Origin of the sequence: Cohnella sp. (assembly GCF_041641335.1) — a bacterium.
GTDB lineage: Bacteria > Bacillota > Bacilli > Paenibacillales > Paenibacillaceae > Cohnella.
On the sequence record NZ_JBEPYQ010000056.1, the window covers coordinates 28,398 to 45,856 of the forward strand.

General features: G+C 55.5%; 20 protein-coding genes. 12 read left to right on the plus strand and 8 right to left on the minus strand.

All coding sequences use genetic code 11. The annotated features are described in order from the left end of the window. The first annotated feature begins 31 nt into the window (after nt 1-31). The 6 genes from ACESLM_RS18250 to map all read left to right on the plus strand — a co-directional run bounded on the left by ACESLM_RS18250 (nt 32) and on the right by map (nt 7,109). Nucleotides 32-1,219: a thiolase family protein gene (locus tag ACESLM_RS18250; RefSeq protein ID WP_372633017.1), complete on the plus strand. Its 1,188-nt coding sequence runs from the start codon at nt 32-34 to the stop codon at nt 1,217-1,219. Between the two features lie 45 nt (nt 1,220-1,264). Continuing rightward, nucleotides 1,265-3,052 carry an acyl-CoA dehydrogenase family protein gene (locus ACESLM_RS18255; RefSeq protein WP_372633002.1) on the plus strand — a complete coding sequence of 596 codons (1,788 nt, stop codon included), beginning with the start codon at nt 1,265-1,267 and terminating at the stop codon, nt 3,050-3,052. Nucleotides 3,053-3,073: 21 nt separating this feature from the next. Continuing rightward, nucleotides 3,074-4,783: a long-chain-fatty-acid--CoA ligase gene (locus ACESLM_RS18260; protein WP_372633003.1), complete on the plus strand. Its 1,710-nt coding sequence runs from the start codon at nt 3,074-3,076 to the stop codon at nt 4,781-4,783. A 200-nt stretch (nt 4,784-4,983) separates the two neighbouring features. Continuing rightward, nucleotides 4,984-5,697 (plus strand): FHA domain-containing protein, encoded by a 714-nt coding sequence (locus ACESLM_RS18265; protein WP_372633004.1) that lies wholly within the window; start codon nt 4,984-4,986, stop codon nt 5,695-5,697. 329 nt (nt 5,698-6,026) lie between these two features. After that, nucleotides 6,027-6,215 carry a hypothetical protein gene (locus ACESLM_RS18270; RefSeq protein WP_094050045.1) on the plus strand — a complete coding sequence of 63 codons (189 nt, stop codon included), beginning with the start codon at nt 6,027-6,029 and terminating at the stop codon, nt 6,213-6,215. A 129-nt stretch (nt 6,216-6,344) separates the two neighbouring features. Continuing rightward, nucleotides 6,345-7,109, plus strand: a complete 765-nt coding sequence (gene map, locus ACESLM_RS18275; RefSeq protein WP_372633005.1) for a type I methionyl aminopeptidase — start codon at nt 6,345-6,347, stop codon at nt 7,107-7,109. Nucleotides 7,110-7,197: 88 nt separating this feature from the next. Here map and ACESLM_RS18280 read toward each other — a convergent pair whose 3' ends face one another. Further along, complete coding sequence (locus ACESLM_RS18280; protein ID WP_372633006.1) at nt 7,198-7,917, minus strand: YhcN/YlaJ family sporulation lipoprotein; 720 nt, start codon at nt 7,915-7,917, stop codon at nt 7,198-7,200. A gap of 461 nt (nt 7,918-8,378) precedes the next feature. Between ACESLM_RS18280 and coxB the strand changes: the two genes are divergently transcribed. The 6 genes from coxB to ACESLM_RS18310 all read left to right on the plus strand — a co-directional run bounded on the left by coxB (nt 8,379) and on the right by ACESLM_RS18310 (nt 13,819). Next, nucleotides 8,379-9,410, plus strand: coding sequence for a cytochrome c oxidase subunit II (gene coxB / locus ACESLM_RS18285; RefSeq protein ID WP_372633007.1), 1,032 nt, complete (start codon nt 8,379-8,381; stop codon nt 9,408-9,410). A gap of 80 nt (nt 9,411-9,490) precedes the next feature. Then, a complete protein-coding gene (gene ctaD, locus ACESLM_RS18290) occupies nt 9,491-11,296 on the plus strand; it encodes a cytochrome c oxidase subunit I (RefSeq protein ID WP_372633018.1) in 1,806 nt (601 codons plus the stop codon). Next, nucleotides 11,293-11,913 carry a cytochrome c oxidase subunit 3 gene (locus ACESLM_RS18295; RefSeq protein ID WP_372633008.1) on the plus strand — a complete coding sequence of 207 codons (621 nt, stop codon included), beginning with the start codon at nt 11,293-11,295 and terminating at the stop codon, nt 11,911-11,913. The genes ctaD and ACESLM_RS18295 overlap by 4 nt, the downstream gene beginning before the upstream one ends. Nucleotide 11,914: 1 nt before the next feature. Beyond that, nucleotides 11,915-12,238: a cytochrome C oxidase subunit IV family protein gene (locus ACESLM_RS18300; RefSeq protein ID WP_372633009.1), complete on the plus strand. Its 324-nt coding sequence runs from the start codon at nt 11,915-11,917 to the stop codon at nt 12,236-12,238. 107 nt (nt 12,239-12,345) lie between these two features. Then, a complete protein-coding gene (ctaG, locus tag ACESLM_RS18305) occupies nt 12,346-13,245 on the plus strand; it encodes a cytochrome c oxidase assembly factor CtaG (protein WP_372633010.1) in 900 nt (299 codons plus the stop codon). 112 nt (nt 13,246-13,357) lie between these two features. Next, nucleotides 13,358-13,819, plus strand: a complete 462-nt coding sequence (locus tag ACESLM_RS18310; protein ID WP_372633011.1) for a DUF420 domain-containing protein — start codon at nt 13,358-13,360, stop codon at nt 13,817-13,819. An 82-nt stretch (nt 13,820-13,901) separates the two neighbouring features. Here the strand turns inward: ACESLM_RS18310 and ACESLM_RS18315 are convergent, their stop codons facing one another. The 7 genes from ACESLM_RS18315 to ACESLM_RS18345 all read right to left on the minus strand — a co-directional run bounded on the left by ACESLM_RS18315 (nt 13,902) and on the right by ACESLM_RS18345 (nt 16,862). After that, a complete protein-coding gene (locus ACESLM_RS18315; protein ID WP_372633012.1) occupies nt 13,902-14,273 on the minus strand; it encodes a LytTR family transcriptional regulator DNA-binding domain-containing protein in 372 nt (123 codons plus the stop codon). Nucleotides 14,274-14,282: 9 nt separating this feature from the next. Then, nucleotides 14,283-14,411, minus strand: coding sequence for a cyclic lactone autoinducer peptide (locus ACESLM_RS18320; RefSeq protein WP_372633013.1), 129 nt, complete (start codon nt 14,409-14,411; stop codon nt 14,283-14,285). Continuing rightward, nucleotides 14,398-14,943: an accessory gene regulator ArgB-like protein gene (locus ACESLM_RS18325; RefSeq protein ID WP_372633014.1), complete on the minus strand. Its 546-nt coding sequence runs from the start codon at nt 14,941-14,943 to the stop codon at nt 14,398-14,400. The genes ACESLM_RS18320 and ACESLM_RS18325 overlap by 14 nt, the downstream gene beginning before the upstream one ends. Next, nucleotides 14,940-15,575, minus strand: coding sequence for a hypothetical protein (locus tag ACESLM_RS18330; protein WP_372633015.1), 636 nt, complete (start codon nt 15,573-15,575; stop codon nt 14,940-14,942). The genes ACESLM_RS18325 and ACESLM_RS18330 overlap by 4 nt, the downstream gene beginning before the upstream one ends. A gap of 507 nt (nt 15,576-16,082) precedes the next feature. After that, nucleotides 16,083-16,169: a putative holin-like toxin gene (locus tag ACESLM_RS18335; RefSeq protein WP_372633019.1), complete on the minus strand. Its 87-nt coding sequence runs from the start codon at nt 16,167-16,169 to the stop codon at nt 16,083-16,085. Nucleotides 16,170-16,428: 259 nt separating this feature from the next. Next, nucleotides 16,429-16,515: a putative holin-like toxin gene (locus ACESLM_RS18340; protein ID WP_372633019.1), complete on the minus strand. Its 87-nt coding sequence runs from the start codon at nt 16,513-16,515 to the stop codon at nt 16,429-16,431. A gap of 263 nt (nt 16,516-16,778) precedes the next feature. Next, complete coding sequence (locus ACESLM_RS18345) at nt 16,779-16,862, minus strand: putative holin-like toxin (protein WP_372633020.1); 84 nt, start codon at nt 16,860-16,862, stop codon at nt 16,779-16,781. Nucleotides 16,863-17,459: the final 597 nt, after the last annotated feature.

Sequence of the window (17,459 nt, forward strand, 5' to 3'; positions counted from 1 at the left end):
GAATAGGCGGAGCGGCGAGGAGGAGAGCGGGATGAAGGGCAAGGAAGCCGTCATCGTGTCGGCGGTTCGCACGGCGGTCGGGCGCGGGAAGAAGGGCGGCTTCGCGCAGACGCGTCCGGAGGATTTGGGGGCGAGGGTGCTGCAGGAGGCAGTAAGCCGAGTGCCGGGTCTGCGGCCGGAGGACGTCGAAGACGTGGTGCTGGGCTGCGCGATGCCGGAAGGCGAGCAGGGGATGAACGTCGCGCGGCTTATCACGCTGCTTGCCGGTTTCCCCGTCGAGGTGCCGGCGGTTACGGTTAATCGCTTCTGCGCGTCCGGCTTGCAGGCGATCGCGCAAGCGGCCGCGGCAATCCGGAGCGGGCTCGCGGATACGGTCGTCGCCGGCGGCGTGGAATGCATGAGCCGGGTGCCGATGATGGGGTTCAGGCTGTCTCCGCATCCCGGCCTATACGAAGCGATGCCCGCGGCGTACATGGCGATGGGCCATACGGCGGAGCTGGTCGCCAAGAGGTGCGGCGTGACGAGGGAGATGCAGGACCGCTTCGCCGCGGACAGCCATCGCAAAGCGGCGCAAGCCGCCGCATCCGGCAGATTCCGCGATGAGCTGCTGGCGGTCCCGACCACCGTCGTCGAGCCGCACCCGGTAACGGGCGAGCCGATCGAGCGGCCGATCACCGTCGCCCAGGACGAGTGCGTGCGTCCCGATACGACGGTGGAGAAGCTGGCGGCGCTGAAGCCGGCCTTCTCCGTGAACGGGACGGTAACCGCGGGCAACTCGTCGCCGTACAGCGACGGAGCGGCCGCGCTCGTTCTCATGAGCCGGGAGAAGGCAGACAGCCTCGGCGTTCGGCCTCTGGCCGCGTTCCGGGCATACGCTGTAGCGGGATTGCCGCCGGAGATCATGGGCCTCGGTCCGGTCGAAGCCGTGCCGCTGGCGCTGAGGCAGGCTAAGCTGACGTCGGAGCAAATCTCGCTCTGGGAGGTCAACGAGGCGTTCGCAGCTCAATGCGTTCCCGTTATCGACCGGCTGGAGATCGATCCAGAGCTCGTAAACGCGAACGGCGGAGCGATCGCGCTTGGTCATCCGCTCGGCTGCACCGGCGCCAAGCTGACCGTGACGCTGCTGCACGAGCTGCTTAGGCTGGGCGGCGGTTACGGCGTCGTGACGATGTGCGTGGGAGGCGGAATGGGAGCGGCCGGCGTTTTTGAGGCCATGTGAGCCTGCGGCTTGGGCCAACCGAAGAGAGGAAAGGAGGCGACGGCGGTGGCAGAGCCGGTCCGTGGAGGAGGAAGGTTCGTCGTCGAAGATGCGGAGCCGCGGCATATCGCGACTCCCGAAGATTTTACGGAAGAGCAGCGACGGCTCGCGGATGCGGCGACGGCGTTCGTGGAGCGGGACGTTCTGCCCTTCGACGCCGACATGGAGAAGGCGGATTACGGGCTGACGGTTCGGCTAATTCGCCAAGCGGGAGAGAATGGCCTGCTCGGAGCCGGCGTGCCCCAGGCCTACGGCGGCCTGGGGCGGGACTATACCGGCGCCGCGCTGCTCGCGGAGAAGCTGGCTCCCGCCCCGTCGTTCGCGTTGTCCTTCGCGGCGCATGCCGGCAATGGCACGCTGCCGATCGCGCTCTTCGGGACGCTGGCGCAGAAAGCGTGCTGGCTTCCGAGACTCGTCGCCGGAGAGTTGATCGCCGCCTCTTGCCTGACCGAGCCCGAGTCCGGTTCGGACGCGCTCGGAGTTCGAACGTCCGCGACACTGAGCCCGGACGGAACGCACTACGTGCTTAGCGGTTCCAAGCTGTACATTACGAACGCCGGCTTCGCCGATCTGTTCGTGGTCTACGCCAAGGTGGACGGCTTGCAGTTCAGCGCTTTCGTCGTCGAACGGGGGACTCCTGGTTTTACGATCGGCCCCGAGGCAGACAAGATGGGCATTAACGGAACTTCGACCTGTCCTCTCTTCTTCGAAGACGCGCGCGTTCCGGCGGGCCATCTGCTGGGAGAGGTCGGCAAAGGCCACCTGATCGCCTTCAACATTCTGAACCTCGGTCGCTTCAAGCTCGCGGCCGGTTGTCTCGGCGGAATGAAGGAAGCGATCGCGCTTGCTTCCGCCCACGCGAACCGGAGAAAGCAGTTCGGCAAGGCGCTCTCCTCGTTCCCGCTCATCGCAGCCAAGCTGGCGGAGATGAACACGCGCGCCTTCGTCGCGGAAAGCATGGTGTACCGAACGGCCGGGTTGCTCGACGAAGCGTTGGCCGGAGCCGATCTTGACCGTGCGGACGGCGGGAGAGTAGCGGCGACGGCGATCGGGGAATACGCGCTGGAATGTTCCATCAACAAAGTGTTCGCTTCCGAAGCGCTCGGCTTCGTCGCCGACGAGGCCTTCCAGATCTACGGCGGCCGCGGCTACGTCCGGGAATACAAGGTCGAGAGAATCTATCGGGACGCGCGCGTTAACCGCATTATCGAAGGGACGAACGAGATCAACCGGCTGCTCATTCCCGCCGCGCTGCTGAAGCGGGCGCTCAGAGGAGACCTGCCCTTGATCGAGACGGCCCAGTCGCTTCAGGAAGAGCTGCTGAACCCGTCTCCTCTTCCGTTAACCGCCTCGTCCGCGACCGATCCCTTGGCGAAGGCGACAGCCGTTCTATCGGCGCTCAAGAAAACGTTCCTCATGGTCGGTGGGCTCGCGGTGCAGAAGCACGGCTTGAGATTGGAGAGGGAGCAGACGATCGTAGCCTCGCTCGCGGACGCGATGATCGACATCTACGCGCTGGAGAGCGCCCTCCTTCGCACTCGCAAGCTGGAGCCGTCAAGGAGTTCCGAGGCCGCCAATCCGGCCGATATGACGGCTCTGTTCGCGGAACAAGCGGCCGAGCGGGCGGGAGCGCGTTCGCGCGAGGTGCTGGCGTCGCTGGAGCGGGGCGATCCGCTTCGTCTGCAGCTGTCGGTGCTCAAGCGGCTGCTTCGTCTCGTCCCCGGGGATACGGCGGTCTTGCGTAAACGAATAGCCGCGCGCGTCGTCGCGGCGGAAGCCTATGTCAGCCTATAAAAAAACGAGGAGGAGCGCAGCATGAGCGAAGAATCCGATGTAAGTTCGGGCGCAAGGCCCTGGCATCAGAAATATCCGCTTCAGGTAAAGCCCTCTTACGATTACCCGAAGCGCAATATCGCCAAGCTTCTGATCGACGCCGCGGGGGCTTATCCCGACAACGAGGCGCTCGATTTTCTCGGAAGGAGATATACGTATAAGGAGCTGCTGCGACAAAGCCGCAAAATGGCGAACGCTCTGAAGGCGCTTCCGCTGGCCAAAGGAGACCGAGTCGCCATCATGCTGCCGAACTGCCCGCAGGCCGTCATCGCTTATTACGGCGCATTGATGGCGGGGGCCACCATCGTCCAGACGAATCCGACCTATACGGAGAGGGAGCTTCATCACCAGCTGGTCGACAGCGGCGCGACCGTGCTTGTCGTCCTCGACTTGCTCATGCCCCGCGTCGCTAAGGCCCGGGAGAACACCGACTTGCGCCATGTCATCGTCACTTCCTTGTCGGACGGCCTACCTTTTCCGAAAAACCTGCTGTACCCGATCAAGAGGCGCAAGGAGTATCCCAACCTGAAAGTTGACTATAAGGGAGAAGGGGTGAAGCGCTGGTCGGCGTTCGTCGGTCAGGGCAAAGCTCTGTCGATATGCGAAGAGGTGAATGCCGACGAGGATTTGGCGATGCTCCAATATACGGGAGGGACGACGGGCAGGCCGAAAGGCGTCATGCTGACGCACGCCAATCTGCTGGCGAATACGCAGCAGGTCAACGCATGGTGCTATCGTCTCGAAGCCGGCAAGGAGAGGTACTTGGCCGCGCTTCCGATGTTTCATGTATTCGGTCTGACCGTGCTTCTCAACCAGGCCGTCGGCCAGGCGGGAACGCTGCTGCTCATTCCCCGGTTCGAGCCGAAGCTGGTGCTGGAGACGATTCGGCGCCGCAAGCCGACGGTATTCCCGGGAGCGCCGACGATGTACATTGCGCTGCTCAATCATCCGATGACGAAGGAAGGAGAGTTCGCTTCCGTCCGGCTCTGCGTCAGCGGCGCGGCTCCGTTGCCGCGTGAAGTGCAGGAGAAATTCGAACGTTCGACGGTAGGCAAGCTGATCGAAGGCTACGGCTTGACGGAAGCTTCGCCGGTGACGCACTGCAATCCGGTCTGGGGTTTCCGCAAAAACGGAACGATCGGCCTCCCTCTTCCCGATACGGACGCGCGGATCGTCGGAGAGAACGATCTGGAGCCGCTGGCGCCCGGGGAGATCGGGGAGGTAGCCGTTCGCGGCCCGCAGGTGATGAAAGGATATTGGAACCGGCCGGACGAGACGGCGGAAGTGCTGCAGGACGGCTGGCTGCGCACGGGGGATATCGGAACGATGGATGAGGAAGGCTATTTTACGATCATCGATCGGAAAAAGGACATCATTCTGGCGGGCGGGTACAACGTCTATCCGAGGGAGGTCGAAGAGGTGCTGTTCGAGCATCCGGCGGTCAAGGAAGCTTCGGTGCTCGGAGTGCCGGACGCTTATCGCGGAGAGACCGTCAAAGCGTTCGTCGTCGTGAAGGACGGCTGGCAGGTGTCGGAGATGCAGCTCGACCGGTGGTGCAGAGAACGGCTCGCGGCCTACAAGGTGCCCAGAAGCTACGAGTTCAGGGACAGCCTGCCGCTGTCGCTGATCGGCAAAGTCATTCGCCGCAAGCTCCGGGAGGAGGGGGAGGAAAAGAATTTAAATTTGACCTAAAATTTGGTTGACTGCAATTGAAGGCACGTTCTTTTTTCGATATAATATTTGCATATGCGTCCTGTATCATTTTCCTTTCTGATCATTGAGGAAAGCGTTTACAATACGGAGGGCGGCCGGAGGTGAGCAGGTTGGCGGAACACAACAGATCGTATAAAGAGAGGGGGCTTATGAAGTTCCGCGAAGGACGGCGGTCCTGCATGCCTTTATTCGCCGCAATCGCGGGTGCAGGGGCGCTCTTGCTGCCCGGCAGGGCGTTCGCGTCCGAGATGCGGGCCGTCAACACGGCCGCACAGATAGGCACTCTGCCGCTGCTCGCGGCGCTCGGAATCGGAATTGCCGTCGCGGTATTCGCGGTCGTTGCCTTTTTGCAACTGACGGTGAAGGGCAGGGAAACGATCGAAGCGGCTGAGGCTGCCATGAAGGAGTCCGAGCTGGCGGACAATCAAAAACTGCCGGACTGGAACGACGAGGAAGCGACCGCGAACGAAGAAGACGCCGAGGAGCATGCGTTGACCGACTACACGATTCCGATGACTCAACTGCTTACGCTTTCCGGCGCGGCGGAAGCCGCCGCAATCGGGGAGCCGATGCTGTGCGGCATCGAAGGCGAGCATGAGGGAAGCTGCTACCGCGTTCTAAACCGCAGGCTGACGTTCGGAAGGGATTCGGCCCGCTGCGGGATCTTGTTCCCTTACGAGGCGACGGACATCAGCAGGGTTCACTGCACGCTCAGATATGTGGAGGACTCGCGCGTGTTCGTCCTCGAAGACAACGGCTCTTCGAACGGCACGTTCCTGCAAGGCGGAGAGCGGCTGAAGCCGGGGCTTAAATACGAGCTTCGTTCCGGAGATCGCTTCTCCCTATCGGGCGAACGGCACCGGTTTGAAGTGAGAGATGGGGAGCGGAACTAGCCGCGGGCGAAATTCCCGTATCTTGGGCAACTGTCAAGGGCTGTGCGTTTTGTGCTTTATCCCCCAACTGATAAATGGTATAATCAGAAAATGCAGGAACGTTTTCTTATACGGCAACTAGCGGTGGAACATCGAGTTTGAAGGAAGAACCCTTGCAAGAGATTCAGGGAAGCGCCTAATCTCCATTCTTCTCCGAATCGTCTCGAACGTAAGCCCAAGTCGCCGGATGTGGCGACTGCCGTTTATGCTTTGGGTTCTCCGGGTGGCGTAATACCGCCTCCGTTCCGGGTAATGCGGGAACGGAATCCATTCCACTGGGAGGGAATTGCATGGCCAAACGCAGCCACAACGAGGTTCAAGAAAGTTTGCGAGAACTGACGAGAATTTTCCGGCCCAAAGATCCACGCAAGTTTGTTAAAGATTACATCCGCAAATACCGGATCACCGGTGGATACGAAGACGAATTGACGGTGCTCGTGGAACGCGAGTTGACTAAATTGAACACTCCCGCCTCGTAAGCGGCGAGCGGACAATCGGCCTGGAGGGCGCAAGACGCGTCTCTCCGGGCCGTTTTTTGCATCGGCGGAATCCCGCGTCGCCTCGCTCTTGAATATAAATAAGGAAACGCGATCAGGGGAGGCGGACGGGTGAGCGGGAACGGAAAAAGGCCGAAGGGAATCGCGATCCGCAGCCGCGAGGAGCTGGCCGGAATCGCCAAGGCCGGTCGTCTGGCGGGCAGGCTCAGGCGCAGATTGGGAAATCTCGCGAAGCCGGGCATATCGACGCTGGATCTGAACAGGTTCGCAGAGAAGTACATGCGGGAGCACGGCGCGCTCCCGGCGCAGAAGGGGTATCACGGTTATCCGTATGCGATCTGCACAGCGGTCAACGATTGCGTCTGTCACGGGATGCCGGACGGAAGAAGGCTGAAGGAAGGGGATCTGGTCACGCTCGATTTCGTCGTCGAGCTGGACGGCTGGATGGCGGATACGGCATGGACGTATTCGGTCGGTTCGGTGTCTGAAGCGGCTGACCGATTGAGGCGGGCCGCCTATCGGGCGACGATGAACGGAATCGCCGCCGCCGCTCCCGGCAAGCGGATAGGCGACATTGCCGCGGCGGTGCGGGATGCGGCGGGAGCATACGGCGTCGTGTCGCAGTTCGGAGGACACGGCATCGGCAGGGCGATGCACGAGCCTCCCGAAGTGCCGCACGTCGGCGAAGCCGGCACGGGGACGCTTCTGCGGGAAGGTATGGTCATCACGATCGAGCCGATGCTGACGGAGAAGGAATCCGATGTCTATATTGCGGAGGACGGCTGGTCGGTCATGACGATGGACGGCGGATGGGCCGCCCAGTTCGAGCACACGGTGGCGATCGCGCCCGAAGGGCCGCTCATTCTGACGCTGTAATCACCTCGCCCCCGGGACGCCGACTTAGAAAGGCGGCGATTCTCGAGGGCGAGGTTTGCGACGCGTAATGAAGAAACCGTGCCAGGCGTCAAGGATTTGGCTTCATTTTTAAATAGAGAGGAAGCGGAATTTCGTTGCCGGACCCGAACGTATACTGGACAAGCGTATTGAAGTCCTTCGTCAGCGGAGCGAGCGGCTTTTTCAGCCAAGCTTGTTTGGCGAATTCAAGCGACTGGTTGACGAATTCGCGGTTCGCGGAGATATGCACTTCCTGAGCCCGAGGGAATTGCCCGCGGACGGTCGTTCCGATCACTTGGCGCAGCTCGATGGACAGATCGCTCGCATCCTTGTGCGTAAAGTACGAATTATAAGGAGTGGCGACCTGGCGGTTGTCCCATTTGGGACGGCCGTTGCTGACGTTGTAGACGCCCTCGGTCGTTCCCGTGTTGTCCTGTTCATGGGAGCGCGCGCCTCCGGTCGCATCGGTTCCGGTCGCCGACCAGTCGGTCATGATGGCGACGTACGCGTTTTTATCCGTCAAGAACACGAGAGCGGTGTTGATGCCCGGCAATGAGGCCACTTTGTTGGAAAGCGTCGAGCTGTATTCGAAGTAACGGTTCTCATGTTGCTTCGGGTTTGTCGTAAGGGCGCCGAAGGATCGCGCTTGCGACATTTTCGGATCGTTCGCGTTACGGCTTGAGTAATCCTGAAGGCTTTTCTGGAAATGCGAAATGTAATTGCAGGCGGGCAGCAGCGCGAGCAGCAGTACGATTCCGGCAAGAAAACATAAACGTCGTGCGAATGTCATTGACAACCCTCCTTGACAAATCGTTATCGAATAGGCTTCGATCGAAGCGGGCAAAGTATGCGCGCGAAACCGCACATAAAAATCGGGGGAAATGGCAAAAAGAAGGGAGAGGTCGAAAAGCGGCCTCGTCCCGGCTAAGGCGATCCGACGCCAAGGGCGAATGCGGTTCCGAAGATCCCGCGAAAGTACGAAATCCTTAGAACGGCGGCCTTTTTGACAGTTTTGAGAACAATTTGTGAACTGTTCTGTGAACATTGACAAGAAGGCGGATCAATCTTTATATTTATTAGAGTGCCTGTAGGTAGGAGTTTGGAAAATCGCCGAATTACGGACTTTTTCGGAGTTTTTTCGGACTCGAGGCTTGAAATGCGTTTGTTGCTTGGTCCAACAGCGTGTACATAGGGGGAGCGTCTGCCGGACAGGCAAACGGTTTTCTATGAAAATGTCAAAATGGGGTTGATATGATGAAACGGTGGCCTGTAATGAAGCGGTTGCTGCCGCTGCTGACGGGGCTCGTGCTGTTGCTGACGGCATGTGGAAGAGAAGACCTCTCAACTCTGAATCCGCAAGGACCTGTAGCTGAGAAACAATTCGAATTGATGAAACTGTCCATTGGCATCATGGCATTGGTCGTTGTCGTCGTGTTCGCTATTTGTATTTACGTTCTGATCCGGTTTCGCCGCAAGCAGGGCGATAAAGCGATTCCAGAACAAGTGGAAGGAAACCACAAGCTGGAAGTCATCTGGACCGTCATCCCGATCGTCCTGCTTCTAATTTTGGGCGTTCCGACCATTCAGCAAGTTTTCGGCTTGGCCAAAGATTACAGCAAAGACAAGGACGCCGTTCAGGTCAAGGTTACGGCTCACCAGTACTGGTGGGAGTTCGAGTACACCGACTACGGCATTACGACCGCCCAGGACTTGATCGTTCCGACGGGCAAGAAGATCTCGTTCGAACTGGTCGCGGCCGACGTTAAGCACTCGTTCTGGATTCCTTCGATCGGCGGTAAAATGGACACCAACCCCGGCTCCACGAACAGAATGTTCCTGGAATTTCCTAAGGAAGGCGTATTCCGCGGCAAGTGCGCGGAGCTGTGCGGACCTTCCCACGCTCTGATGGACTTCAAGGCGAAAGCAGTCAGCCAGGAATCCTTCGACCGCTGGGTGGCGGCGATGAAGGCTCCTGCGGTTATGCCTGCCGACGCGGAACTCGCGGAGAAATTCACATCGCAATGCCTCAGCTGCCACGCTGTAGGAGAGAACGGCGGCAACAGCGCTCCGAACCTGACCGGCATCGGCGGTCGCGAGACGGTTGGCGGCTTCCTGTTCAACGATGAAGGCGGCGGCGTCGAGCAGCATCTGAATGACTGGATTACGGACCCTCAAGGCATCAAGAAAGGCGCGATGATGCCGGGAGCGGAAGACACCGGTCTGACCGAAGAAGAGATTGCCGGTATTGCCAAGTATTTGGCTGAATATAAGCTTGACTATTAATTAGCGGGAACTGAAGGAGGTACGTGGCCTTGGCAGCAGCACATGCACATGGACACAAGGTCAAGCGCTATAGCGGCTTGATGGATTGGCTAACGACCGTCGACCATAAGAAGATCGGCATCCTGTATTTTATCGCGGGATTCTTCTTCTTCCTGATCGGCGGATTGGAGGCGATCATCATTCGGATTCAGCTGCTTAAGCCGATGAATGATGTTGTCGCCGGAGATACTTTTAACGAATTGATTACGATGCACGGAACAACGATGATCTTCCTTGCAGCAATGCCGCTGTTGTTCGCGCTGATGAACGCGGTTATCCCGCTGCAGATCGGCGCGCGCGACGTTGCGTTCCCGTTCTTGAACTCGCTTGGCTTCTGGACATTCTTCTTCGGAGGAGTGCTGCTCAACCTGAGCTGGTTCGCAGGAGCGGTTCCCGATGCGGGATGGACGTCCTACGTTCCGCTCGCCGGTCCGATCTACAACTCGGGACACGGAGTCGATTACTACGTTCTAGGCTTGCAGATCGCCGGGATCGGTACGCTGCTCGGCGGTATCAACTTCATGGCGACGATCATCAACATGCGGGCTCCGGGCCTGACGTTCATGAGACTGCCGATGTTCACTTGGGCGATCTTCATCACGTCCGCGCTGATCGTATTCGCTTTCCCTGCCTTGACAGTAGGTCTGGTCGCGCTCATGTTCGACCGGTTGTTCAACGCGAATTTCTTCGATGTCGCCAACGGCGGTAACGGCGTACTCTGGGAGCATATTTTCTGGGTGTTCGGTCACCCGGAGGTTTACATCCTTATTCTTCCGGCGTTCGGAATCATTTCCGAAGTCGTCAGCACGTTCTCCCGCAAGCGTCTGTTCGGTTACAGCTCGATGGTGTTCGCGACCGTCTTGATCGCGTTCCTCGGATTCATGGTGTGGGCTCACCATATGTTCACTACGGGGCTCGGTCCGGTAGCTAACGGTCTGTTCTCGATCGCGACGATGTTGATCGCGGTTCCGACCGGGGTTAAAATTTTCAACTGGCTGTTCACGCTCTGGGGCGGTTCGATTCGGTTCACTACGGCGAACCTGTTCGCGATCGGATTTATTCCGACCTTCGTTATGGGCGGCGTAACGGGCGTCATGCTCGCTTCCGCGCCGGCTGACTACCAGTACCATGATACGTACTTCGTCGTCGCTCACTTCCACTACGTTATCGTCGGCGGTCTGATCCTCGGTATTTTCGCGGGTCTGCACTACTGGTGGCCGAAAATGTTCGGACGCATTCTGAACGAGACGCTCGGCAAGATTACGTTCTGGACGTTCTTCATCGGCTTCCACTTGACGTTCTTCGTTCAGCACTTCCTTGGATTGCTGGGCATGCCTCGCCGCGTATACACGTACCTGGGCGGGCAAGGCTACGACGATATGAACTTCATCAGTACGATCGGCGCTATCTTGATGGGAATCGGAACGATCGTGTTCCTGATCAACATCTTCGTCACTTGGGCGAAGCCGCGCAACGCGTCCAACGATCCGTGGGAAGACGGACGTTCGCTCGAGTGGACGATTCCTTCGCCTCCGCCGGAATATAACTTTAAGCAAACTCCGCTCGTTCGCGGATACGATGCATGGTGGAAGGAAAAGATGGAAGGGAAGACTGCAATGACGCCGGCCGAACCGGTCGGATCGATCCATATGCCGTCTCCGTCAATCTTGCCGTTCATTATGAGTGTCGGATTGTTTATCGCGGGATTCGGATTTATGTATGACCAACTGATTGTTGCAGGCGTCGGCTTGGCGATTACGCTTGGCTGCATGGTTGTCCGTTCCTTGGTCGACGATCACGGCTTCCACATCGAACCGGAAGAGCAAGATAAGGGGGTGCAAGCATGAGCGCACATGACCACGTAGAAGGGCACTTGCCTCATGAGCCGGAGAAGGCGACTCTGGAAGCCCGCAATAAAATCTTGGGCTTCTGGTTGTTCCTAGGCGCGGAAGTCGTCTTGTTCGGTACGCTGTTCGCGGCATTCCTGGCTTTGCGTCACAGCGTCGGCGACGGCCCTACGGCCGGGGAGCTGTTCCAGCTTCCGATGGTATTCGCGGCGACAATGATCCTGCTTACGTCCAGCTTGACGAGCGTATTCGCGGTTCAAGCGATGCATCACCACAACAAGAAGTCGATGGTCACTTGGCTGATCGTTACCATTCTTCTTGGTCTCGCCTTCCTTGGCCTTGAAATTTACGAGTTCGTCGAGTACGTGCATGAAGGCCACAAGTTTTCGACGAGCGCATTCAGCTCCTCGTTCTACACGCTTGTCGGTTTCCACGGCGCTCACGTAGCGTTCGGGGTTGTCTGGATCGCGCTTGTTATCGGGCAAGTGTTCAAAAAAGGGCTTACGGTCGTTACCGCGCCCAAAGTGTACATCTCCGCGATGTATTGGCACTTTATCGACGTTGTCTGGGTCTTCATCTTCACCGTTGTTTATTTGATGGGAAAGGTGGCTGGTTAACTTGTCGAGCAATCACAACGAGACGGCATCCGGTGAGCTTCCCAAGCGCCATAAGGTAGAAGGGCCGCAGAAGCACGTCGTCGGCTTTATTCTCTCCCTTGCCCTGACGATTATCGCGTTCGCTGCGGTAGCCGCGGGTGAAATCAACGAAACGTTCACGTACATCATTCTGGTGGCGATGGCGGTCGTTCAAGTCATCATTCAGATGGCTTACTGGATGCACATGAAGGATCGCGGACATTTGTTCCCGATTATCGGAATCATTTCAGGCGTCGTCGTCGTGTTCACGATGGTGATTATGGCTCTGTACTGGGTTTGGTGGTAATTCCCCGGACGGAACCGAATTTCAGAGAGGCGGGCCGAAATCCGTCCTCTCTTTTTTCATGGATCTGACAGTCGCATTCACTCGTATTCGAAAGGAGGTCGGCGGCAATGATGGGATTGGAATATTTCTCGTTCGGTGATTTGTGGAGTCCGGCGTTTATGATCTTCATGATGGTGATTGTTGTCCTGTACACATTCGTGGTGGGGCCTTGGAGGCATCATTTCGCAGGCAGCGCGCCCGTATCGGCTTCTCGCCAGCTCACGTTCGCCTTGGCGATCGCGCTGCTGTATTTGACGCAAGGCGGACCGCTGAGCCTATTGGGACACCTGATGTTTACCTTCCATATGACGAATATGGCGCTCGCTTACATGCTGGTTCCGCCTATGCTGATCTACGGCATACCGGATTGGCTGTGGCGCGCCGCGTTCGGAGGGGATTTCTGGAAGAAGAAAATATTCCGCGTTTTGATGAATCCGATCATCGGCCTGCTGGCCTTCGTCATGCTGTTCTCTCTGTATCACATGCCGAGCAATCACGATTGGATCATGACTCACTTTACGATTCACCGCATCTATTACGCTTTGCTGTTCCTAAGCGCGATGGCTATGTGGTGGCATGTGTATTGTCCGATTCCGGAATGGCGGCGCATGTCGCACATGCTGACTCTCGGCTACATTTTCATGAGCGGTCTGCTGCTTACTCCGGCCTGCGTCATGATCATCTTCGCCGGCAAGCCGCTATTCGGGGTCTACAATGATCCGGAAGTATGGGCTAAGGCGATGGGTTATTGCGTGTCGGGAGATCCTGCTCAGTTGTTAAGCCAGTTCGAAGGGCCGAAGTTCTTCAACATGATGAGCGCGACGGACGATCAGCAGCTCGGCGGCATCGTGATGAAGCTGCTGCAGGAAGGCATCAACGTCGCGGCGCTGTATACGGTGTTCATGCAATGGTATCGGCGGGATCGTTCCCGCGACAAGGACAGCGTACTGGAGCCGGCGGCGGAATGAGCAGTTATTAACAATGTGTGACGATCCGGCCAAACGTTTGAACTGGAACGCTCGGACAGGTACAATAAGGGAGAAAGCTTGGAAGATCCGACGATAGAACAGGTGGATGCGTATGTCGTGGTATGAGATTTTTCCGCTCGTCAGCACGAGCTTTATTCTAATCAGCGGGATCTTGGTCGCTATCGGCTGGCGGTTGATCGTCCTGAAGAAACGCGAAGCGCACGAGAAGGTGATGATCGCGGCGGCGGTCGCGGCGACTTTGTTTTTCATCATCTACGTGTCTCGCACAATCTTCATCGGCAATACGATGTTTAACGGACCCGACAACTTAAAGACGGTCTACTTGATCTTTCTGTTGTTTCATATCGTGCTTGCGACCGTGGCCGCGGTATTCGGCATCACGACGTTAACTCTGGCGTTCCGCAAGAAGTTCGCCAAGCACCGCAAGATCGGACGGACGACCTCGGTCATCTGGTTCGCCACCGTGATTACCGGCGTTACCGTCTATGTCCTGCTGTACCTGATGTATCCGGGCGGCCACACGAAACCGGTCATTCAGGCGATATTCGGATAAACGGACAATCGAGAGGCTGCTTTTCGAGTCGTTTCCTTGGGGAGCGTTCGGAGGGCAGCCTCTTTCATGCTAAAGGATCGCTCTATTCAGAGCGATCCTTTAGCATTTTTAGAGCCCTTTTGAAATTGCTCTCCGAGAAAATGACATACTTGTCGGTCCCCTCGAAGTAACCCTTGTACTGAAAAAACTCGGTTTTCTCGATGCGGCTTATGCGTCGATAATCCGCGACCTGAGCGCGGTCGGTCTTCTCGAACTGATATCCTGAGTTGTTCAGGTTATCGACAAGCACGCTCAGATTGCTCCCTAGCGTAAAGTAAAACATTTCAGTTGCGGTGTGGACTTGAATCGTTGCTTCGTAGAAGTGGATGTATAGAATGGAGTCCATTGGCAACGACACGATGCCAGTTGCACCTTTAGGGTCTCTACTTACAGGGAGCTCCTTGATCCACTCCATAAGCTCCTCCTACTGCAGTTCTTCCGGCATTTCGGGGTCGTACAGTCCAAACGCACAAGCAAAGGAAGACTGAGCAAAGGCGACGATCCCCAAAACCGTGGAAAGCGTGAACAAGGACATAAGTCTAATTTTTTTCATATGCGTTATTCCCTCCTTTCCTGAAATGGATGAGTGTCGCGGCTTGCAGGAAAAATGCTATTGCTAGAACAGGCGACATCACCAGAATATTCATGGCGATAATCGCCCCTCCTGCAAGCTTGATGGTCTGATGCTGCTTCACGATGGAACGTTTTCCTTGCGGAGCAAATACTATGCAAAGCAGCAGACTTGCTATAGTAAACGCTAAGGTGACTGTCGTGGAATCGATATATTGAGCAAGTAGCGGAATAGCGTTAAAGGCGACAACGGATGATACGAAACAAGCCGTAGGAGAACTGAAGTGACGCCCGCCAGTAATTAGTCTCAGCAGGGAGAAACCGATCATGACAATGAGCACGTCAAGGGCTTGTCCTAGAAAAGCTCCGATTCCCAAGGAAACGATATAGATGATCGTATAGGATATAAGCGTCTCGATGGCATATCTCTGAACCGCTAGACTGACAGGATGCTGAGGATTGGCCGAGTGAATTTTCATGGCCAAGTGGTTAGAAAGTTTGTAACTCCAATTCATTCTGATGTTTCCTCCCTTTCCATTTTTCTACTCAGAAGGATGAGAGCCGTAAGACTTGCCACTACAGCTATCATCATGGAGAGGTTGTTCAAAAAAACAAATTGAAGAATTAAGGCGATCAGAATAAGCTCTAGAGCAACCAACCATAGATGCTTCCACTTCCACGAAGGGAAGTCGTAGGTAAATCCTGCGCCTCGATAGTAATAGAGAAAGGAAAAAGCAAGCACAATAATCGCGGTAATAACTTGGACGAGCACCAGGTAGGATAGATTGCCTTGCACATCTGCCATTTCGATTCCAAAGGCATCGAAGAGCAACAGCACTAGCATTTGAACGGTGCCTACAAGAGCGTATCCTGTCGTCATCATAATGGATGCCCAGACAACCCGGATTTTGCTAACGAATGTTATAAACAAAGTAGCGGACAACAGATAGACCAACGGAACGATCACGGTAGCTACATTGACGACAGTTAAATCTCTTATTGAATAAGAGAACACAGCGAAAAGAAAGCTGAGAATTAACTTTTTCCAAATAAATTCTTTGAAAGGGAAGCGGAACAACATGTAGCCAGTCGAAAGCATACAAAAGGCTTCGAGAGTATATACAGATATGTATATAAGAGTCTCCAACCAACTACGCTCCTCTCAGCAGCTTGTGACTAAATTATACAGAATTTTCTTGTTTATTGGAATATCTGAAAGCAATAATTCTTATTTACCAGAAGATCGTTTAGATGTAGTGCGTTGGTAGGGGCCCGGAATCCAATATATGTTGAAAAAGAAGTGATGCATCCGGGTGATTATTTATGGTGAATTTTATCGCTTGATGCTGGAAGTGAATAAGAGTGCGTTCCAAGATGATGAAGAGATCGTGATTCATTCGTCCTTCGAGAGGACGGATCCAACGATTTTAAAAAGTCGATGGGGAAGGGAGAGATCGTACATGTTGAGTACATCCTCAATTTCATTTAGTATCAGATAATTTGATTTCGCATTGCATAACATCGTATCTCGATATAGAATATAGATAAGAAAAGGAGCCGTGCTACTAACACGACTCCCCACAACAGCCGCTTTTAAGGGCGGTAGGCTTGGGAAAATAGTCAGGAAATAGACCGATTCCTTGGCAGGGGCGGTCTATTTCCGTTTAAAGGACAGTATCGCAACGATCAGCGAACCGAACGTTATCATAAGTATAAGTCCCTCGAATACTGTCATGGGCATCACCTCCCTTCCGGGAGATTAGCCGACCGCCCTTGCAAGCCTATACTGTTGTAGGTGGATTATACCATAATTTGTATAGTGCGCATCCAGGGAAATGGATTAAAAGACATTTTTTGATTGCGCGACAATAGGAATACGGTATAGAATATAGATAAGAAAAGGAGCCGTGCGGGTAACACGACTCCTTACAACAGCCGCTTTTAAGGGCGGTAGGCTTCAGAAAAGGTTGGAAATAGACCGATTCCTTGGCAGGGGCGGTCTATTTCCGTTTAAAGGACAGTATCGCAACGATCAGCGAACCGAACGTTATCATAAGTATAAGTCCCTCGAATACTGTCATGGGCATCACCTCCCTTCCGGGAGATTAGCCGACCGCCCTTGCAAGCCTATACTGTTGTAGTTGGATTATACCATAATTTGTATGGAGAGCATGAGTGGAATTGATTGGGTCATGCATTTATTAATTGCGTGACATCATGTGACGTTATACAATATAGATAAAGAAAGGAGCCGTGCTGCTAACACGACTCCTTACAACAGCCGCTTTAAGGGCGGTAGGCTTTGGAATTACGGTATGGAAATAGACCGAATCCTTGGTTGAGGGGCGGTCTATTTCTTTTTGTGGAACGAAAGTATAAGTACGACAAGAGTCGCGAATGAAATCATTAGCGTCAACGCGTCCTTAACCTCCACGGCATCACCTCCCTTGGGGGAGATTAGCCGACCGCCCTCGTAAGCCTATACTGTTGTACGTTGGATTATACCATATATTGTCGATTGAGTAGCTGAGTTTCAGACAGCGGGCAGCAGCCCTGACTGGGAAGATCGCATTACCTTGCCATCCTGGCCAGGTAACCGGCGGTCTTTTTTGCTTCACCTAGAGTCTTGGCACAACTCATGCCGCAGAGCTAAGTCCCAAAAAGTGCCTTGGCGCTACGCAAACTGCGAGGCCTAGGCCAAGAAGGTGCCTCCGCGCTACCCAAGCTGTGGGGCTAAGGCCAAAAAAGTGCCTTGGCGCTACTCAAAGCTGTGGGGCTAAGGCCAAAAAAGTGCCTTGGCGCTACCCAAGCTGTGGGGCTAAGGCCAAAAAAGTGCCTTCGCGCTACCCAAGCTGTGGGGCTAAGGCCAAAAAAGTGCCTTGGCGCTACTCAAAGCTGTGGGGCTAAGGCCAAAAAAGTCACTATCCATGCATCAAACCTCACATGACAACACAGGGATCAACCATAATCCAATATTGTGATTGGATCTCATATTTTTCCATACCACTCTCTTCGCAGTAAGCCAAAAAAT